This window comes from Rhizobium sp. SVR5-2C (assembly GCF_056755115.1).
In genome coordinates, this window is the sequence record NZ_JBNDHT010000003.1 from 34,009 (window position 1) to 49,449 (window position 15,441).

Sequence of the window (15,441 nt, forward strand, 5' to 3'; positions counted from 1 at the left end):
TCATGGCACGGCGATTGCAGCGGCAGCCGGTGCGCGCTAAATGAATGACATGACACAAGAAAACGCGCCTTTGAATACGCTCCACATTGCCGTTGCCCAGTTGAACCCGACGGTCGGGGATGTGGCCGGAAACCTTGCCAAAGCCCGCGAAGCACGCGCCGACGCGGCCCGCCAGGGCGCGCATCTCTTGCTTTTGACGGAGCTTTTCATTTCCGGCTATCCGCCGGAAGACCTGGTGCTGAAGCCGGCATTCTTGAGAGCCTGCCAGAAGGCGGTCGAAGACCTCGCGGCCGACACCGCGGACGGCGGGCCAGGCGTCATCGTCGGCTTCCCGCGGCAGGGCGAGACCGGGCGCCACAATTCCATCGCGGTTCTCGACGGCGGCAAGATCCTGGTACTGCGGGACAAGGTCGACCTGCCGAACTACGGTGAATTCGACGAAAAGCGCGTCTTTTCGGAAGGAACGATGCCGGGACCAGTCAATTTCCGCGGCGTGCGTCTCGGCGTGCCGATCTGCGAGGAGATCTGGAACGATCTCGGCGTGTGCGAAACGCTCGCCGAAAGCGGCGCGGAAATCTTGCTCGTCCCGAACGGCTCGCCCTACTATCGCGGCAAGGTCGACGTGCGCCATCAGGTGGCGCTGAAGCAGGTGATCGAAACGGGCCTGCCGCTGATCTTCGCCAATCAGCTCGGCGGCCAAGACGAGCTCGTCTTCGACGGCGCGAGCTTCGCCTTCAACGGCGACAAGACGCTCGCCTTCCAGATGAGCCAGTTCGAAACGGCATTGGCCGTCACCACTTGGAGGCGCGGCGAGGACGGATGGCGCTGCGCCGAGGGTCCGATGTCGCGCATTCCCGAACTCGACGAGGCCGATTATCGTGCCTGCCTGCTCGGGTTTCGCGACTACGTGAACAAAAATGGCTTCAAGAACGTCGTGCTTGGCCTGTCGGGCGGGATCGACTCGGCCATCTGCGCAGCGATTGCGGTCGATGCGCTCGGCGAGGAGCGCGTCCGCACGGTCATGCTGCCTTACCGTTACACCTCTGCCGATTCGCTGAAGGATGCGGCGGATTGCGCCAAGGCGCTTGGTTGCCGTTATGACATCGTGCCGATCGAGGAGCCGGTGAAGGGCTTTACCGCGGCGCTGTCGGAACTCTTCGAAGGTACGGATAGCGGCATCACCGAGGAAAACCTGCAGAGCCGTGCACGTGGCACGATCCTGATGGCGATCTCCAACAAGTTCGGCTCGATGGTCGTCACGACCGGCAACAAGTCGGAAATGTCGGTCGGCTATGCGACCCTCTACGGCGACATGAACGGCGGCTTCAATCCGATCAAGGACCTCTACAAGATGCAGGTCTATGCGCTGGCGCGCTGGCGCAACAGCCACGTGCCGCCGGATGCGCTGGGTCCTTCGGGCGTGGTGATCCCGCAGAACATCATCGACAAGGCGCCGTCCGCCGAGCTTCGTCCCGACCAGACGGACCAGGATTCGCTGCCGCCTTATCCCGTGCTCGACGACATTCTCGAATGCCTGGTTGAAAAGGAGATGGCGGTGCGGGAGATCGTCGCGCGCGGACACGACGTCGAGACCATCCACCGCATCGAGCACCTGCTCTATCTCGCCGAATACAAGCGCCGCCAATCGGCTCCGGGCGTGAAGATCACCAAGAAGAATTTCGGACGTGATCGCCGCTATCCGATCACCAACCGGTTCAGGGACCGGTAACAAGAATCCGGGAGGATGTATGCGCAGTTCGGTCGAGATCTACAACATCCGCACCGGTAAAAGCCGGGTTGTCTTTCAAACGGATCAGCTGATCGAGGCGCCGAATTTTTCGCCGGATGGCGGCTATCTGCTGGTCAATGGCGATGGGCTGCTTTATCGGCAGAGGCCGGATGGAGCTGGCGGGCTGGAGAAGGTCGATACCGGTTTTGCAGTCGCCTGCAACAACGATCACGGCATCTCCGCGGATGGCACGATGATCGCCATCTCGGACAAGACGGAATACGGCAAGTCATGCATCTACGTCCTGCCTGCGGCTGGCGGCACGCCGCGTCAGGTCACGCAGAACCTGCCCTCCTACTGGCACGGCTGGTCGCCCGATGGCCGGCATGTCGCTTATTGCGGTATCCGCGACCAGGTTTTCGACATCTACACGATTTCCGTAGATGGTCGCGAGGAAACGCGCCTGACGCATGGCGAGGGGCGCAATGACGGCCCCGACTGGTCGGCCGACAGACAGTGGATCTATTTCAATTCCAGCCGTACCGGGCTCATGCAGATCTGGCGCATCCATCCGGACGGAACGGGTCTCCAGCAGGTGACGCATGACAATTACGGCAACTGGTTTGCGCATCCGTCGCCCAAGAACGACAAGGTGCTGATCCTGTCCTACGATCCTGATGTCTTCGACCATCCGCGCGATCTTCATGTGCGGCTGCGGCTGATGGACATGGACGGCGGCAATCTGACCACGCTTTTCGAACTCTTCGGCGGGCAGGGCACGATCAATGTGCCGTGCTGGTCACCGGAAGGTGATGAATTTGCCTATGTGCGGTATTTCCCGGTGGCTTGATCGGGACAGCAATCCGGGAGATAGAGACTGCCGTCAGGTGCCTGCTTCAAGCAGGAGAATCGGGAATCCGGTGTGAGACCGGAACGTGCCCAACGCTGTAAGGCTGACGCTTGCTGCAAAACTGCCACTGGCTTTCGGGCCGGGAAGGCTGCGGCAAGCGGGTGACGCCAAGTCAGAAGACCGGCCTGACAGGATAGACTGACCCGCGCGGACGGCGGGCGGTTGCGTTGTTGGGGATTTGACGATGCGACCCTTGAATGACGGCGCGCTTGCGGGCGCGTCTGCCTTTGATAGTGAAGAACGCGATGCGGTTTATCGGGCGATCATGACCCGCCGCGACGTGCGCGATCAGTTTCTGCCCGATCCCTTGCCCGACGATGTTGTGGGACGCCTGCTGGAGGCAGCGCACCACGCGCCCTCCGTCGGCTTCATGCAACCCTGGAACTTCATTCTGGTGCGCGATCCGGCCGTTCGGCAGCAGGTGTGGCAAGCCTTCGACCGCGCAAACCGCGAGGCGACGGAGATGTTCGACGGGGAGCGCCGCGACAAATACCGCTCGTTGAAGCTCGAAGGCATTTTGCGGGCGCCGCTCGGCATCTGCGTGACCTGCGATCCGACACGCGGCGGCAGCGTGGTGCTCGGACGGACCCACAATCCACGCATGGACGCCTACTCGACGGTCTGCGCGGTCCAGAACCTGTGGCTCGCGGCCCGAGCGGAGGGCGTCGGTATCGGCTGGGTGAGCATTTTCCACGAGAGCGACCTGAAGGAGATACTCGGTATCCCGGCGCATATCGAGGTGATCGCGTGGCTGTGCGCAGGCTATGTCGACGAGCTTTACCTGGAGCCGGAGCTCGCCGTGAAAGGCTGGCGGCAGCGCCTGCCTCTGGAAGAACTGATCTTCTCCGACCGGTGGGGCAACCGCTAGCGCCCGTCAGTTCTGTTGCGGCTGCGCGCCGGATGTTGCGGGCCTCTTGAGGTCGATCGCACCCTGATCGCCAGCCAGGAACTGCGGACCGACCTGACGGACCTTGTTGTTTGCGGGATCATAGGGGCGATCCGGCACCGAGGGTTGCGGCGCCGGTTCCGGGGTCGCGGCGGCGGTCGCCGGCGGCTTCGACCGGATAGTCGTGATCGAGCCTTTCTGCGGCGGCTCGCTGATCGCCTGGTTCTTGCGGATGTTGTCGTAGTAGGCTGACAGATTGCAAGAGCAGGTCGACTTTTCGCCGGGGGCGCGCTTCTTGTAGGCGAAGGCATTCGGCATGGCGCTGTAAGGCGCACCGGTCGACGCCGAGATCATGTTGGCGGCGTCGGGGTTCGCGATGTCCTGGTAGAAGAGTTCGGTTTCAATGCCCGGGCACATTTTCGAGCATGTCGCAGCGTCGCGTCCAAAATCGACCGAGGTTGCGTTCGTGGTGATCGGGAAAAAGCCGCCGTCGCAGGTGCGCACGCACATGGTGGTGACTTGCGCCATCGGCTCGCCGCGCGGCACGCCGAGCGGGATGAACGTGTCGCTGCGCATTGTCTGCTCTTCGGGGCTCGGCGCGGGGGCATAGGCTTGATCGTCGGGCCAATATTCCTCGACCTCATTGCAGCCATTGTCTTCAAGCGCCGCCATCAGCTCCCGGCGTCCGCGATCGTCCACGCCTTCCCGTTCGCGCAGGTCGTTGCTGCGGTCCTGCAGATACTGGATGTTGTCGACCATGCGCGCTTCGGATTGCTCCAATTCGCTGCAGTAGTCCGCATTCTCGCCGCCGATCACCACCATGCTGTCGACAGAGCAGCCGTACCTGCGCATGTCTTCGCGGACATCGCGCAGTTCGAGATTCTGCTCGGCAATTGCGCTGGCGTAGTGGTGGTTGAGCTCGGGGCTGTTGGTCGTGATTTCCGGCAGATTGGCGAGGCGGGCGCGCAGGTCCTGGCAGATCGCATTCGTCTGCGCGGCCGCGGGAGCTGCGAGGGTAAATAGAAGCGCAAGGGTCAGGTTTCGACGTTTCACGGTATCATCCCGCTAGCAAGCCAGGCCGGTACGCGGCGGAGCATTCGCCGCGTATGCCTTTCTAGCCTGTTTCCGTTAACAGGCTAGCGACGGATTCTAACGCATTTTCCCGTTTGGCAGCAACTTATGCGGGCTGCGAAGCCTCAACGACCGCAAGAGCCGCCATGTTCACGACGCCGCGCGAGGTGACCGAAGTCGACAGGATATGCGCAGGCTGCGCGGTTCCAAGCAGAATCGGGCCGACATGAAGCGCATCCATCATCGTGCGGACGATGCCGAGCGAAATGTTGGCGGCATCGAGATTCGGGAAGAGCAGGAGATTGGCTTCGCCGGTCAGGGCGCTATTCGGCATGGCGCGCTTGCGCAGTGTTTCCGATAGCGCCGAGCCGCCCTGCATTTCACCGTCGACCTCGAGTTCGGGGGCACGCTTGCGCACGAGCTGCAGGGCGTCGCGCATCTTTCGGGCGCTCTCGGAGTCGCGGGAGCCGAAATTCGAATGACAGATCAGCGCGGCCTTCGGCGTTATGCCGAAGCGGCGAACTTCCTCGGCCGCGAGAAGGGCGATCTCGGCGATCTCATCATGCGTCGGATTGTATTTCACGAAAGTATCGGCGAAGAAAACCGGTCCTTTCTGGGTGATCAGCAGGCTGAGGCCGGCAAAGGTGCAGACGCCCGGCCGCCTGCCGATGATCTGGCCTACGTCCTTGAGGTGGCGGTCGAACCGGCCTTCGACGCCGCAGATGAGGGCATCGGCCTCGCCGCGCTTCACCGACAAGGCGCCGATGACGGTGGTGTTGGTGCGCACGATGGTGCGGGCGGCCTCCGGATTGATGCCCGCACGACCGACGAGGGCGAAGTAGTCGTCGACGTAGTCGCGGTAACGGGGGTCGTCTTCGGGGTTTACCACGGCGAAATCGACATTCGGGCGAATGCGGATGCCGAAGCGCTTCAGGCGCGCCTCGATAACCGATGGACGGCCGATCAGGATCGGCTCGCCGATCTTTTCTTCCAGCAGTACCTGGGCCGCACGCAGGACGCGCTCGTCTTCGCCTTCCGCGAAAATGACGCGCTTCTTGTCGGCAGTCTTGGCGCTCGTGAAGATCGGCTTCATGACGAAGCCCGAGCGCCAGACGAAGCGGTTCAGCTGATCGAGATAGGCGTCGAAATCGGCGATCGGCCGCGATGCAACGCCGGTCTCGGCGGCCGCCTTGGCGACAGCCGGAGCGATGCGCAGGATGAGACGCGGATCGAAGGGCGAGGGGATGAGGTAATCAGGACCGAAGACCGGCGTCTCGCCGGAATAGGCGCGGGCGGCGACGTCCGATACTTCCTCGCGGGCAAGCCCGGCAATCGCCTTGACGGCGGCCATCTTCATCTGTTCGTTGATGGCCGTGGCGCCACAATCGAGCGCGCCGCGGAAGATGTAGGGGAAGCAGAGGACGTTGTTCACCTGGTTCGGGAAGTCGGACCGGCCGGTGCAGATCATCGCGTCGGGGCGGGCCGCACGCGCAAGCTCCGGCATGATCTCGGGCGTCGGGTTGGCGAGCGCCATGATGAGTGGCTTCTCGGCCATCTGCGCGAGCAGTTCCGGTTTCAAGACGCCGGCTGCAGAAAGGCCAAGGAAGACGTCGGCGCCGCCGATGCTGTCGGCGAGCACGCGCTTGTCGGTCTTTTGGGCATAGACCTCCTTCCACTCGTCCATCAGCACGTTGCGGCCGTCATAGACCAGTCCCTCGATGTCGTGGACCCAGATGTTCTTCTTCTTGGCACCGAGCTCGACGAGAAGATTGAGGCAGGCGAGCGCCGCGGCACCCGCGCCCGAGGTGACGATCTTGACATCCCCGATCTTCTTGCCGGCCAGTTCCAGACCGTTCAGGACCGCGGCCGCAACGATGATCGCGGTGCCGTGCTGGTCGTCATGGAAGACGGGAATATTCATCTTCTCGCGAAGCTGGCGCTCGACCTCGAAGCATTCCGGCGCCTTGATGTCCTCGAGGTTGATGCCGCCGAAGGTCGGTTCGAGCGAGGATACGGTGGAAACCATCTGGTCGACGGTGGACGCGTCGATTTCGATGTCGAACACGTCGATGCCGGCAAACTTCTTGAAGAGAACCGCCTTGCCTTCCATCACCGGCTTAGAAGCGAGCGGGCCGATATTCCCGAGGCCGAGAACGGCGGTGCCGTTAGAGATAACGGCAACCAGATTGGCGCGCGAGGTGTAATCGGCGGCGGTTTCCGGATTGTCGCGGATCGCAAGGCAGGGTGCTGCGACGCCCGGGGAATAGGCAAGCGCGAGGTCGCGCTGATTGCCGAGCGGCTTGGTCGCCTGAATTTCGAGTTTGCCGGGACGGGGATAACGGTGGAAGAAAAGCGCCTGTTCGTCGAGGTTTCCGCCCGTTTCATTTTTGTCCGTCTTGGATTTTTCCTGATGATCCATTGCCGTCTCCACTACCGCACTTACACTTTTCCGAGACTCCTCCATACAACAATCGGCTGAGCGGGCCAGTCAGAATTTCGGCATCGACGTGGAAATCGCGCAGGCGCGACAATGTGCCTTCCTGTCATCTTCCTGAAACACGAGTCTGATTTTGGAAGACCAGATGAACGATGGGGGCGGGCAGGACGCCTGTGAAAGACAATATGGATACCCGACACTTCCGTACTCTCTTCATTTCCGATGTGCATCTCGGCTCCAAGGCGGCGAAGGCAGACTTCCTCATCGATTTCCTTCGGTATCACGAAGCCGATACGATATTTCTCATCGGCGACATCGTCGACGGCTGGCGGCTGAAGCGGAGCTGGTACTGGCCGCAGGTCTGCAACGACGTGGTGCAGAAGCTGCTGCGCAAGGCGCGCAAGGGCACGCGAGTCGTCTATATTCCAGGCAATCACGACGAATTCCTGCGTGACTTCCCGGGCATGCATTTCGGCGGCATCGAAGTGGCTGAGCGCATGATGCACGATGGAGCCGACGGCAAGAAATATCTCATCCTTCACGGAGACGAATTCGACGTCGTCGTGCGCAACGCGCGGCTGCTCGCCTATCTCGGCGATTGGGCCTATGACATGGCGATCCGCATCAATATCGTGCTGGCCGCCATCCGGCGCCGGATGGGCATGCCCTATTGGTCATTCTCCGCCTGGGCGAAGCTGCAGGTAAAGCATGCCGTGAACTTCATCGGAGAGTTTCAGCGCGTGGTCGCCGAGGAAGCGCGCAAGAGCGGTGCTGACGGCGTCATCTGCGGCCATATCCATCATGCCGTAATCGAGGATTTGGACGGCGTGCGCTACATCAACACCGGCGACTGGGTGGAGAGCTGCACGGCGATCGCCGAGCATGAGGACGGCACGTTCGAACTCATTACCTGGCGCTCGATTATGGACTCCCAGGCCATTACGGACGCCCAAGCCATTCCTTTGGCAATCGAGCATCGCGACAGCAAGCTTGAGCCGCAGGCTGCCTGATTTTTTATTGGGAAGGCATCTAGCCGTTGCCTTCCGGCGACAGCCCTACTTATTTTCTAAAACGTTTCAGAGAGGCGATTTCTCGCCATAGTCGCGCTTAGGTTGATGTGCTAGGTGACGCACAGTTTCCTACAGGTCAACCAATGATTCCCGCCCAAAACGCCCCGACAGGTAAGGGGCCGCCGCCGCGCTTTCGGCTGCTCAGCGCCCTGTCTTACTGCGCCCCCCTGATTGTCAACGGCGTCGTTCTTCCCTTCTTTCCCGTCTGGCTCGCGGTCCACAAATTCACGGATCATGAAATTGGTGTCGTTCTGGCGGTGCCGATGGTCGTGCGCGTTCTCGTGGCGCCGATCGTTGCCATGTATGCCGACCGCATGAAGGAGCGTGCCGACGTGTTGCTCTGGTCCGGCGGACTGTCGTTGCTGACGGCGGTGGCGCTCTACTGGACGACAACGTTCTGGCCGGTGCTGATCGTCTTCACGATGCAGGGAGCGACCTTCGCGCCCTATGTGCCGGTCGTGGAGTCGATCGTCATTTCCGGCGTGCGCCGGTGGGGGCTCGACTATGGCTCGATGCGGGTCTGGGGTTCGATCGCCTTCATCGCATCGACGCTGATCGGCGGCGAAATGATCGGCCATTGGGGCGGCTCCATGGTGCTGCCGGTCATGATCTTCGGCTTCGTCGCGACGATGCTGATGGCGATCTACTGTCCGCGCATCGGGCCGACGCGACGGCGCGGCACGCCAGTCGACATACCGGCGGCGACTGGCAGTTCGCTCCGGCAGCCGCATCTTCTGGTGCTGCTTTGGGGCGTCGCGATACAGCAGTCGAGCCATGCGGTGCTCTACGCGTTTGCCTCGATCTACTGGCACCAGCTTGGTTTTTCGGGAACCGAGGTCGGCATTCTCTGGAGCGCCGGCGTCGCCTCCGAGGTTATGGTCTTCTTCGTTTCAAAGCACCTCAACCGCCGCTTCAGCGCCTGGACGCTCATCCGGATCGGCTGTGCCGTGTGCATCTGCCGCTGGATCCTGTTTCCGATGCATTGGGGCTTTGCCGGCTTCTTCTTCCTGCAGTGCTTCCACTCCTGCACGTATGCCTTTGTGCATACCGGTGTACAGCGCCGGATCGTCGCCACGGTTCAGGCAACGCAGGAATCATCCGCCCAAGGCGCCTACTTCTTCTACAACGGTATGTTGATGGGACTGATGACGCTTGCCTCGGGCTATATCTACAGCTGGCTCGGCCTCGCGAGCTACTATGTCATGGCGCTGGCCGCAGCCTTGGGCATGGCCCTCGTCTTCACGGCCTATTACCTTCAGCCCCAAAGCTCCTTCTCCGGCGGAAAGACCAGAGAGGCGGTGTAGCGCAACCCCGGCTCGCGGTCGCGGGCGAGAAGCAGCGGGCCGTCGAGATCGACGAATTCGACGTCCTGCGCCAACAGCACGGCAGGCGCCATGGCAAGCGATGTTCCGACCATGCACCCAAGCATGATCTGGAAGCCGAGGCGTTGTGCCTCGCGCTTCATCGCAAGGGCTTCCGTCAGGCCGCCGGTCTTGTCGAGCTTGATATTGATGGCGTCATAGCGGTCGCGGAGGCTGGCGAGATCGCCGGTATGATGAACGCTTTCGTCGGCGCAGACGAGAACCGGGCGCTCGATACAGGCGAGCATTTCGTCCTTGCCTGCGGGCAGCGGCTGCTCGACGAGGGCGATCTTCATTTCGGCGGAAATGCGCAGGTGATGCGTGAGCGTTTCCTCGGGCCAGCCCTCGTTGGCATCGAGCATGATGATGCTATCGGGTGCGGCGTCGCGCACGGCGCGGATCCGGCTTTCGTCGTCGCCAGTGCCGACCTTGACCTTCAGCAGCGTCCTTGCCGAATGTTCGCGCGCCTGCGCCGCCATGACCTCCGGCTCCCCGAGCGAGATCGTATAGGCGGTCGTGAGCGGCTGCAGAGAGCCGAGGCCAAGGCGTTCGGCGACGCTTTGCCCGCCAAGCTTGGCCTCCAGATCCCATATCGCGCAATCGACGGCATTTCTTGCCGCGCCAGGGGGCATGGCGCGCAGCAGGTCTTCAGTTGAAATGCCTTGCTCGATCAGCGGCCGGGCGGCTTCGATCTGTGCCGCCACGCTTTCCATCGTTTCGCCGTAGCGGCGGTAAGGGACGCATTCGCCCCAGCCACGCCTGCCGTTTTCGGTAAGAACGCAGGTAATCACCTCCGCCGAAGTCTTTGCACCGCGGGAGATCGTGAAGGTGCCTGCGATGGGAAATGAGTTCATCTCGATTTCGAGCGAGCGTGGCATAATTGCAATCCTACGAGCATGGAAATTCTAGGTGTTTTCGGTATATTAACGCGCCGGGCGCGAGCGATATGTTCGCGAGTCGGCAATGTCGCCCCAAGCCCTGAAAGACACAAGCGTTTTGAAGCCCGAGACCCGCAGCGCCGCCTCTCTGTATGTTGACGACCAAGCCAATGGTGGAGAGCGCCGCGTTCATCTCGAAGGCAATTGGCGCAGCGCCAACATCCATCTCGTCCTGCGCGACTTCGAAAAGATTTCCCACGGCAAAGGCGATCTGACGCTCGATCTGTCCCACGTCACGGATATCGATACCGCTGGCGTGTGGCTGCTGTGCCGCCTCAAGCAGCAGGGAGAGGAGGCCGGGCGGAAGGTTCGATTCGAGGGAACCAATCCACATATCGATGAGCTGATCGAAGAATTTTCCGAAAAGCCGGCGGAGCAGGAAGTCGAGGCTCCGAAGAAAACCGGCATTGCGGAGAAAATTTTCGCGCCGATCGGTGAGATGACTGTCGAGGTTTGGAATAACCTCACGGCTGCGATGTATATTCTCGGGTCCGCCGTGCGCGGCGCGCAGATGAAATTCGGGCGCGGCAGTGGCGTTTCTCCGGCTTCGATCGTCAATCAGATCGATCATATGGGTGTGCGGGCGGTGCCGATCATCCTGCTGATGTCGTATCTGATCGGCGCCATCATCGCCCAGCAGGGCGCTTTCCAGCTCCGGTATTTCGGGGCTGAGGTCTTCGTCGTTGACCTTGTCGGCATCCTCCAGCTTCGCGAAATCGGCGTGCTTTTGACGGCGATCATGATCGCCGGCCGTTCGGGCAGCGCGATCACGGCGGAAATCGGCTCCATGAAGATGCGCGAGGAAGTCGACGCGCTGAAGGTCATGGGCCTGAATCCCATAGGCGTGCTGATCTTCCCGCGGCTTGTGGCGCTGACGGTGGCGCTGCCGCTTCTGACGGTGCTTGCAAACTTCGCCTCGCTCTTCGGTGCGGCAACGGTGGCCTGGGCCTATTCCGGGATCACCTTCGCGACCTTCCTTTCGCGCCTGCACGAGGCGGTCACGTTGTCGACCGTGCTCTCCGGCATGATCAAGGCCCCGTTCATGGCGCTCGTCATCGGTATTGTCGCCGCCGTAGAAGGCCTTAAGGTCGGAGGCAGCGCCGAATCGCTCGGCCAGCACGTCACGGCTTCGGTCGTGAAGTCGATTTTTGTCGTCATCCTCATGGACGGGCTGTTTGCCATGTTCTATGCGGCCATCGATTTTTAAGGGTTCAGCGTGGACGGGCAGGTACCAGAGCCGGGCGGGAAGAAGGAGCGGGACATCGTGCTGTCAGCGCGCGACGTCACCGTTGGCTTTGGCTCGAAGATCGTGCTCGACAAGCTCAACCTCGACATCTACCGCGGTGAAATCCTAGGCTTCGTCGGTGCATCGGGCACCGGCAAATCCGTCCTCATGCGGACCATCCTCAGGCTATTGCCCCGCCAATCCGGTACGATCAAGATCCTTGGCCAGAACTTCGATGAGCTCGGCGAGGCCGAGCGGAATGCGCTGGACATGCGCCTCGGCGTACTCTTCCAGCAGGGCGCGTTGTTTTCCTCGCTGACGGTGAAGGAAAACATCCAGGTGCCGATGCGGGAATATCTGGATCTGCCGAAATCCCTGATGGACGAGCTGGCGCACCTGAAGATCCGGCTCGTCGGCCTTGCTGCGGATGCGGCGGACAAATATCCATCCGAGCTTTCCGGCGGCATGATCAAGCGCGCAGCACTGGCGCGCGCTCTGGCGCTCGACCCGGACCTGGTTTTCCTGGACGAGCCGACGTCCGGCCTCGATCCGATCGGCGCTACGGAATTCGACGAGCTGATTGCCCGCCTGCGCGATACGCTCGGACTGACCGTTTATATGGTAACCCACGACCTCGACAGCCTGTTTTCCGTCTGCGACCGTATTGCCGTGCTTGGACACAAGCGAGTAATGGTTGAGGGAACGATCGAAGATATGCTGGCCTATGACGATCCGTGGGTTCAGGCCTATTTCAAGGGTAAGCGCGCGCGCGCGATCGTACCGCAAGGAGAAAACGCAGCTGGCCGCGCCGAGAGCGCCGAACACGGCAGCGGGAAGTAAACGATGGAAACGAGAGCGAATTACACAATCGTCGGTTTTTTCACCGTTCTGGTGATCGCTGCCGCCTTCGGCTTCGTCTACTGGATGGCGGAGTATGGCCGGAGCGGTCCGATGGCGGAGCTCGTGGTTCGCATTCCGGGTTCCGCGAACGGCCTCAGCGTCGGCTCGCCGGTGCGTTTCAACGGTATTCAGGTGGGCTCCGTGACGTCGCTGTCGATCGACGCCGACGATCCGCAATATTCGCTTGCGTTCACGGAAGTGCGCGTCGACGCCCCCATCTATCCGTCCACCAAGGCAATCCTTGAAATCCAGGGCCTGACGGGAGCGGCCTATATCGAGCTCTCAGGCGGCAGGGTCGGCGAAGATAACATCCTGAAGAAGTCGCTGGAAACCGGCCAGCGCGCGGTGATCGTCGCAGACCAGTCTAGCGTGACGAACCTGCTGGCGACGGCCGACAAGATCCTCGACCGCGCAAATGACGCGATCGGCCAGATTCAGACTTTTGTCCAGGATGCCCGCCCGTCGCTCACGAAAACGCTCCAGAATGCGGAAACCTTCTCCGATGCACTGGCGAAGAATTCCGGCAATATCGATTCCTTCCTGCAGAGTGTCGGTCAGCTTTCGGAGACCGTGCGCAACGTCTCCGGCCGTGTCGATTCAACCCTTGTCGCGATCGAGGGGCTCGTGAAGGCCGTTGATGCCAAAAAGATCGATACGATCCTCACGAACGCCCAAAAGGTCAGCACCGACATCGCCAATGCGTCGGGCGATCTGAAGGGTGCTGTTCAGAGGTTCAACGAGACGGCGACGACCTTCAACGACTTCGGCAAGAAGGCGCAGACGACGCTCGACCGCGTCGATACGCTGATCGCGCAGATCGATCCCGCCAAGGTGAAGGGGTCGGTTGAGGATATCGCGCAAACGACCAAGGACGCGCGCGTTGCGGTCGCTTCCATCCGCGACGTTGCCAATACGGTGTCGGCGCACCAGAAAGATATCGACCAGACGATCCAGGACGTCTCGCAGATGGCGAACAAGCTGAACTCGGCTTCCACCCGCGTCGACGGCATCCTGATCAAGCTCGACGCGATGCTCGGCACCGACAATTCGCAGTCGCTCTTTGCGGAAGCGCGCACAACACTCGAATCCTTCAAGAAGGTGGCGGACAATCTGAATGCCCGCATCGGTCCGATCGCGGACAATCTGCAGAAATTCTCGGGCGGCGGGCTGGGCGACGTGCAGGCGCTCGTCAACGATGCCCGCCGGACGGTGCAGAATCTCAACGATGCGATCAGCAATTTCGACCGCTCTCCGCAGCGGCTCATTTTTGGCGGCGATACAGTGAAGCAATATGACGGCCGGACGCGCCGTTGACATGGATATTTAGGAAGCAGAGGTAGCATATGGGCGTATCGCATGTGTGGGCGTGCCGTGCCTTGCTGGCGAGGACCGCAATCCTTATGCCGTTGGTGGCGCTAGCAGTGACCGGCTGCGGTACAGCTGCCAAGAATGACACCTTTGATCTGTCAGCGCCTGTCAGCGGTGAGGGGCCGGCGGCCAGGCGAAGCCAAATTCTCGTGCAGGAGCCGACGGCGCTGAAGCCGCTGAACAGCGATCAGATCGTTGTCCGTGTCTCTCCTTCCGTGATCCAGTATTTGGCGCGCTCGCAGTGGAGCGACAGCCTGCCTCGCATGGTCCAGTCGAAGCTCGTCGAGGCCTACCAGAACTCGGGCAAACTCGGCGGCGTCGGCAAGCCGGGGCAGGGCCTTGCGATCGATTATCAGGTCGTCACCGAAATACGCTCCTTCGAGATCGACGCGGGCGCCGGCAACCAGGCAGTTGTTGAAATTTCGGCGATGATCCTCAATGACCGCAACGGCACCGTCCGCGCGCAGAGGGTCTTCCGTGCAGCAACGCCGGCGGGCGGCGGCTCGAGCGAAGGATATGTGAAGGCGCTCGACCGCGCATTCGCGGCGGTGACGGGGCAGATCGTTAATTGGACATTGACCTCGATCTGAGGCGGTGATGGCCTTTTTCTTTCGGCATATGCTTGAAGCCGTGCGAAATGCAGCGCTTCCGGTCATGAAAGATGGATACATTTCCGTACAGGAGCCGGTTTGACACGACGGCTTCGCGCCAGGCCCTGTCACGGATGCTCCAGAAATCCCCGGATCAAGCCGGCCACCTTTTCGGGGGCTTCCCAATGGAGGTTATGGCCGTGGCCGGGAAGGGAAACGAACTCCGCACCAACGATTGCATCTTTCATCCGGGCCTGATGCTCCTCAGTCGCGATCATGTCCTCTTCGCCCCATAGGATGAGCGTCGTCGCGGAAATATCCTGCAGAAGCGCTGACGGATCATAGGCAAGCTGCTCGTAGTAAATCGAATGCCAGATTCGTGACGGCAGTGCGGCACTCTCGCGTTTCATATGGGCGAGGAAACTCTCGTCGACCGTAACTGCCCGGAACACCATTCATGGATGAATGTGCTTTCGGGATCGATTGGATCGCGGAGCATCTGGATGTTTTCCCACAACCAGCCCCGACGTTCGCGCAACGCGGCGGAGGTCGATATCAGCACGATCTTGCGGACGAGATGGGGCCACCGCTCAGCGACCGCTTGGCCAAGCCGTCCGCCAAGCGAATGGCCGACCACGTGGGCGGGTGTGAGGCTCAAGGCCTCTATCAGCAACCGCACATTATTCGCCATCTCGGGAATCGTGTAGCAGCCCTCAGGCCGGTCGGAGTCTCCGTGGCCGCGCAGGTCCGGCGCAACGACGCGAAAGCCCGTCCCCATATACGGCGCCGTGAGGCTCCAACTTCGCGCGCTGTCCGTAAACCCGTGGAGCAGGAGGACGGGCACGGCGTTGGGGTCGCCCATCTCGAAATAGGCAAGCCGGAGCCCGCCGGGAAGCACGACGGTCCGCTTCAGTGCTGAAAAGTGCTCTTGGGAAATCAATTCAACCACACGTTCA

Annotated in this window: 12 protein-coding genes, 1 pseudogene and 1 riboswitch; of the genes and pseudogenes, 9 read left to right on the forward strand and 4 right to left on the reverse strand. The window is 61.4% G+C overall.

The annotated features are described in order from the left end of the window. The first annotated feature begins 49 nt into the window (after positions 1 to 49). The 3 genes from ACPYOI_RS01500 (at position 50) to bluB (ending at position 3,507) form a co-directional block, all read left to right on the forward strand. Complete coding sequence (locus tag ACPYOI_RS01500) at positions 50 to 1,729, forward strand: NAD+ synthase (RefSeq protein ID WP_481414999.1); 1,680 nt, start codon at positions 50 to 52, stop codon at positions 1,727 to 1,729. 19 nt (positions 1,730 to 1,748) lie between these two features. After that, entirely contained in the window at positions 1,749 to 2,579 is an 831-nt protein-coding gene (locus ACPYOI_RS01505; protein ID WP_481414929.1) for a TolB family protein, read from the forward strand. An 18-nt stretch (positions 2,580 to 2,597) separates the two neighbouring features. Then, positions 2,598 to 2,782: riboswitch (cobalamin riboswitch) on the forward strand. A 41-nt stretch (positions 2,783 to 2,823) separates the two neighbouring features. After that, entirely contained in the window at positions 2,824 to 3,507 is a 684-nt protein-coding gene (gene bluB, locus ACPYOI_RS01510) for a 5,6-dimethylbenzimidazole synthase (protein ID WP_481414931.1), read from the forward strand. A 6-nt stretch (positions 3,508 to 3,513) separates the two neighbouring features. On the opposite strand, the gene ACPYOI_RS01515 is transcribed toward bluB, so the two are convergent. Next, a complete protein-coding gene (locus tag ACPYOI_RS01515) occupies positions 3,514 to 4,578 on the reverse strand; it encodes a DUF2865 domain-containing protein (protein WP_481414932.1) in 1,065 nt (354 codons plus the stop codon). 124 nt (positions 4,579 to 4,702) lie between these two features. Next, positions 4,703 to 7,015: an NADP-dependent malic enzyme gene (locus ACPYOI_RS01520; protein ID WP_481414933.1), complete on the reverse strand. Its 2,313-nt coding sequence runs from the start codon at positions 7,013 to 7,015 to the stop codon at positions 4,703 to 4,705. Positions 7,016 to 7,185: 170 nt separating this feature from the next. On the opposite strand from ACPYOI_RS01520, the gene ACPYOI_RS01525 reads away from it, so the two are divergent. Continuing rightward, positions 7,186 to 8,043, forward strand: a complete 858-nt coding sequence (locus tag ACPYOI_RS01525) for a UDP-2,3-diacylglucosamine diphosphatase (protein WP_481414934.1) — start codon at positions 7,186 to 7,188, stop codon at positions 8,041 to 8,043. A gap of 143 nt (positions 8,044 to 8,186) precedes the next feature. Then, on the forward strand, positions 8,187 to 9,407 hold the full coding sequence (locus tag ACPYOI_RS01530; RefSeq protein WP_481414935.1) for an MFS transporter: 1,221 nt from the start codon (positions 8,187 to 8,189) through the stop codon (positions 9,405 to 9,407). On the opposite strand, the gene dgcA is transcribed toward ACPYOI_RS01530, so the two are convergent. Then, positions 9,359 to 10,342, reverse strand: a complete 984-nt coding sequence (gene dgcA / locus ACPYOI_RS01535) for an N-acetyl-D-Glu racemase DgcA (protein WP_481414936.1) — start codon at positions 10,340 to 10,342, stop codon at positions 9,359 to 9,361. The genes ACPYOI_RS01530 and dgcA overlap by 49 nt on opposite strands. A gap of 100 nt (positions 10,343 to 10,442) precedes the next feature. On the opposite strand from dgcA, the gene ACPYOI_RS01540 reads away from it, so the two are divergent. The 4 genes from ACPYOI_RS01540 to ACPYOI_RS01555 are packed head-to-tail and all read left to right on the forward strand — an operon-like array spanning position 10,443 to position 14,485. Then, the gene (locus ACPYOI_RS01540; RefSeq protein ID WP_481415000.1) at positions 10,443 to 11,609 is read left to right on the forward strand and encodes an MlaE family lipid ABC transporter permease subunit; all 1,167 of its coding nucleotides are present in this window, start codon (positions 10,443 to 10,445) and stop codon (positions 11,607 to 11,609) included. Positions 11,610 to 11,618: 9 nt separating this feature from the next. Beyond that, on the forward strand, positions 11,619 to 12,467 hold the full coding sequence (locus ACPYOI_RS01545) for an ABC transporter ATP-binding protein (protein WP_168831101.1): 849 nt from the start codon (positions 11,619 to 11,621) through the stop codon (positions 12,465 to 12,467). Positions 12,468 to 12,470: 3 nt separating this feature from the next. Next, complete coding sequence (locus ACPYOI_RS01550) at positions 12,471 to 13,841, forward strand: MlaD family protein (protein ID WP_481414937.1); 1,371 nt, start codon at positions 12,471 to 12,473, stop codon at positions 13,839 to 13,841. A gap of 29 nt (positions 13,842 to 13,870) precedes the next feature. Then, on the forward strand, positions 13,871 to 14,485 hold the full coding sequence (locus tag ACPYOI_RS01555; RefSeq protein WP_168831103.1) for an ABC-type transport auxiliary lipoprotein family protein: 615 nt from the start codon (positions 13,871 to 13,873) through the stop codon (positions 14,483 to 14,485). A 128-nt stretch (positions 14,486 to 14,613) separates the two neighbouring features. Here ACPYOI_RS01555 and ACPYOI_RS01560 read toward each other — a convergent pair. After that, a pseudogene (locus ACPYOI_RS01560) lies at positions 14,614 to 15,434 on the reverse strand (alpha/beta fold hydrolase). Positions 15,435 to 15,441: the final 7 nt, after the last annotated feature.

What these genes read in the sequence shown, in the direction of transcription:
- dgcA (WP_481414936.1), bottom strand. Translation starts at nt 10,342, where the DNA reads ATGCCACGCTCGCTCGAAATCGAGATGAACTCATTTCCCATCGCAGGC.
- ACPYOI_RS01520 (WP_481414933.1), bottom strand. Translation starts at nt 7,015, where the DNA reads ATGGATCATCAGGAAAAATCCAAGACGGACAAAAATGAAACGGGCGGA.
- bluB (WP_481414931.1), top strand. Translation starts at nt 2,824, where the DNA reads ATGCGACCCTTGAATGACGGCGCGCTTGCGGGCGCGTCTGCCTTTGAT.
- ACPYOI_RS01525 (WP_481414934.1), top strand. Translation starts at nt 7,186, where the DNA reads ATGGGGGCGGGCAGGACGCCTGTGAAAGACAATATGGATACCCGACAC.
- ACPYOI_RS01555 (WP_168831103.1), top strand. Translation starts at nt 13,871, where the DNA reads ATGGGCGTATCGCATGTGTGGGCGTGCCGTGCCTTGCTGGCGAGGACC.
- ACPYOI_RS01500 (WP_481414999.1), top strand. Translation starts at nt 50, where the DNA reads ATGACACAAGAAAACGCGCCTTTGAATACGCTCCACATTGCCGTTGCC.
- ACPYOI_RS01505 (WP_481414929.1), top strand. Translation starts at nt 1,749, where the DNA reads ATGCGCAGTTCGGTCGAGATCTACAACATCCGCACCGGTAAAAGCCGG.
- ACPYOI_RS01550 (WP_481414937.1), top strand. Translation starts at nt 12,471, where the DNA reads ATGGAAACGAGAGCGAATTACACAATCGTCGGTTTTTTCACCGTTCTG.
- ACPYOI_RS01530 (WP_481414935.1), top strand. Translation starts at nt 8,187, where the DNA reads ATGATTCCCGCCCAAAACGCCCCGACAGGTAAGGGGCCGCCGCCGCGC.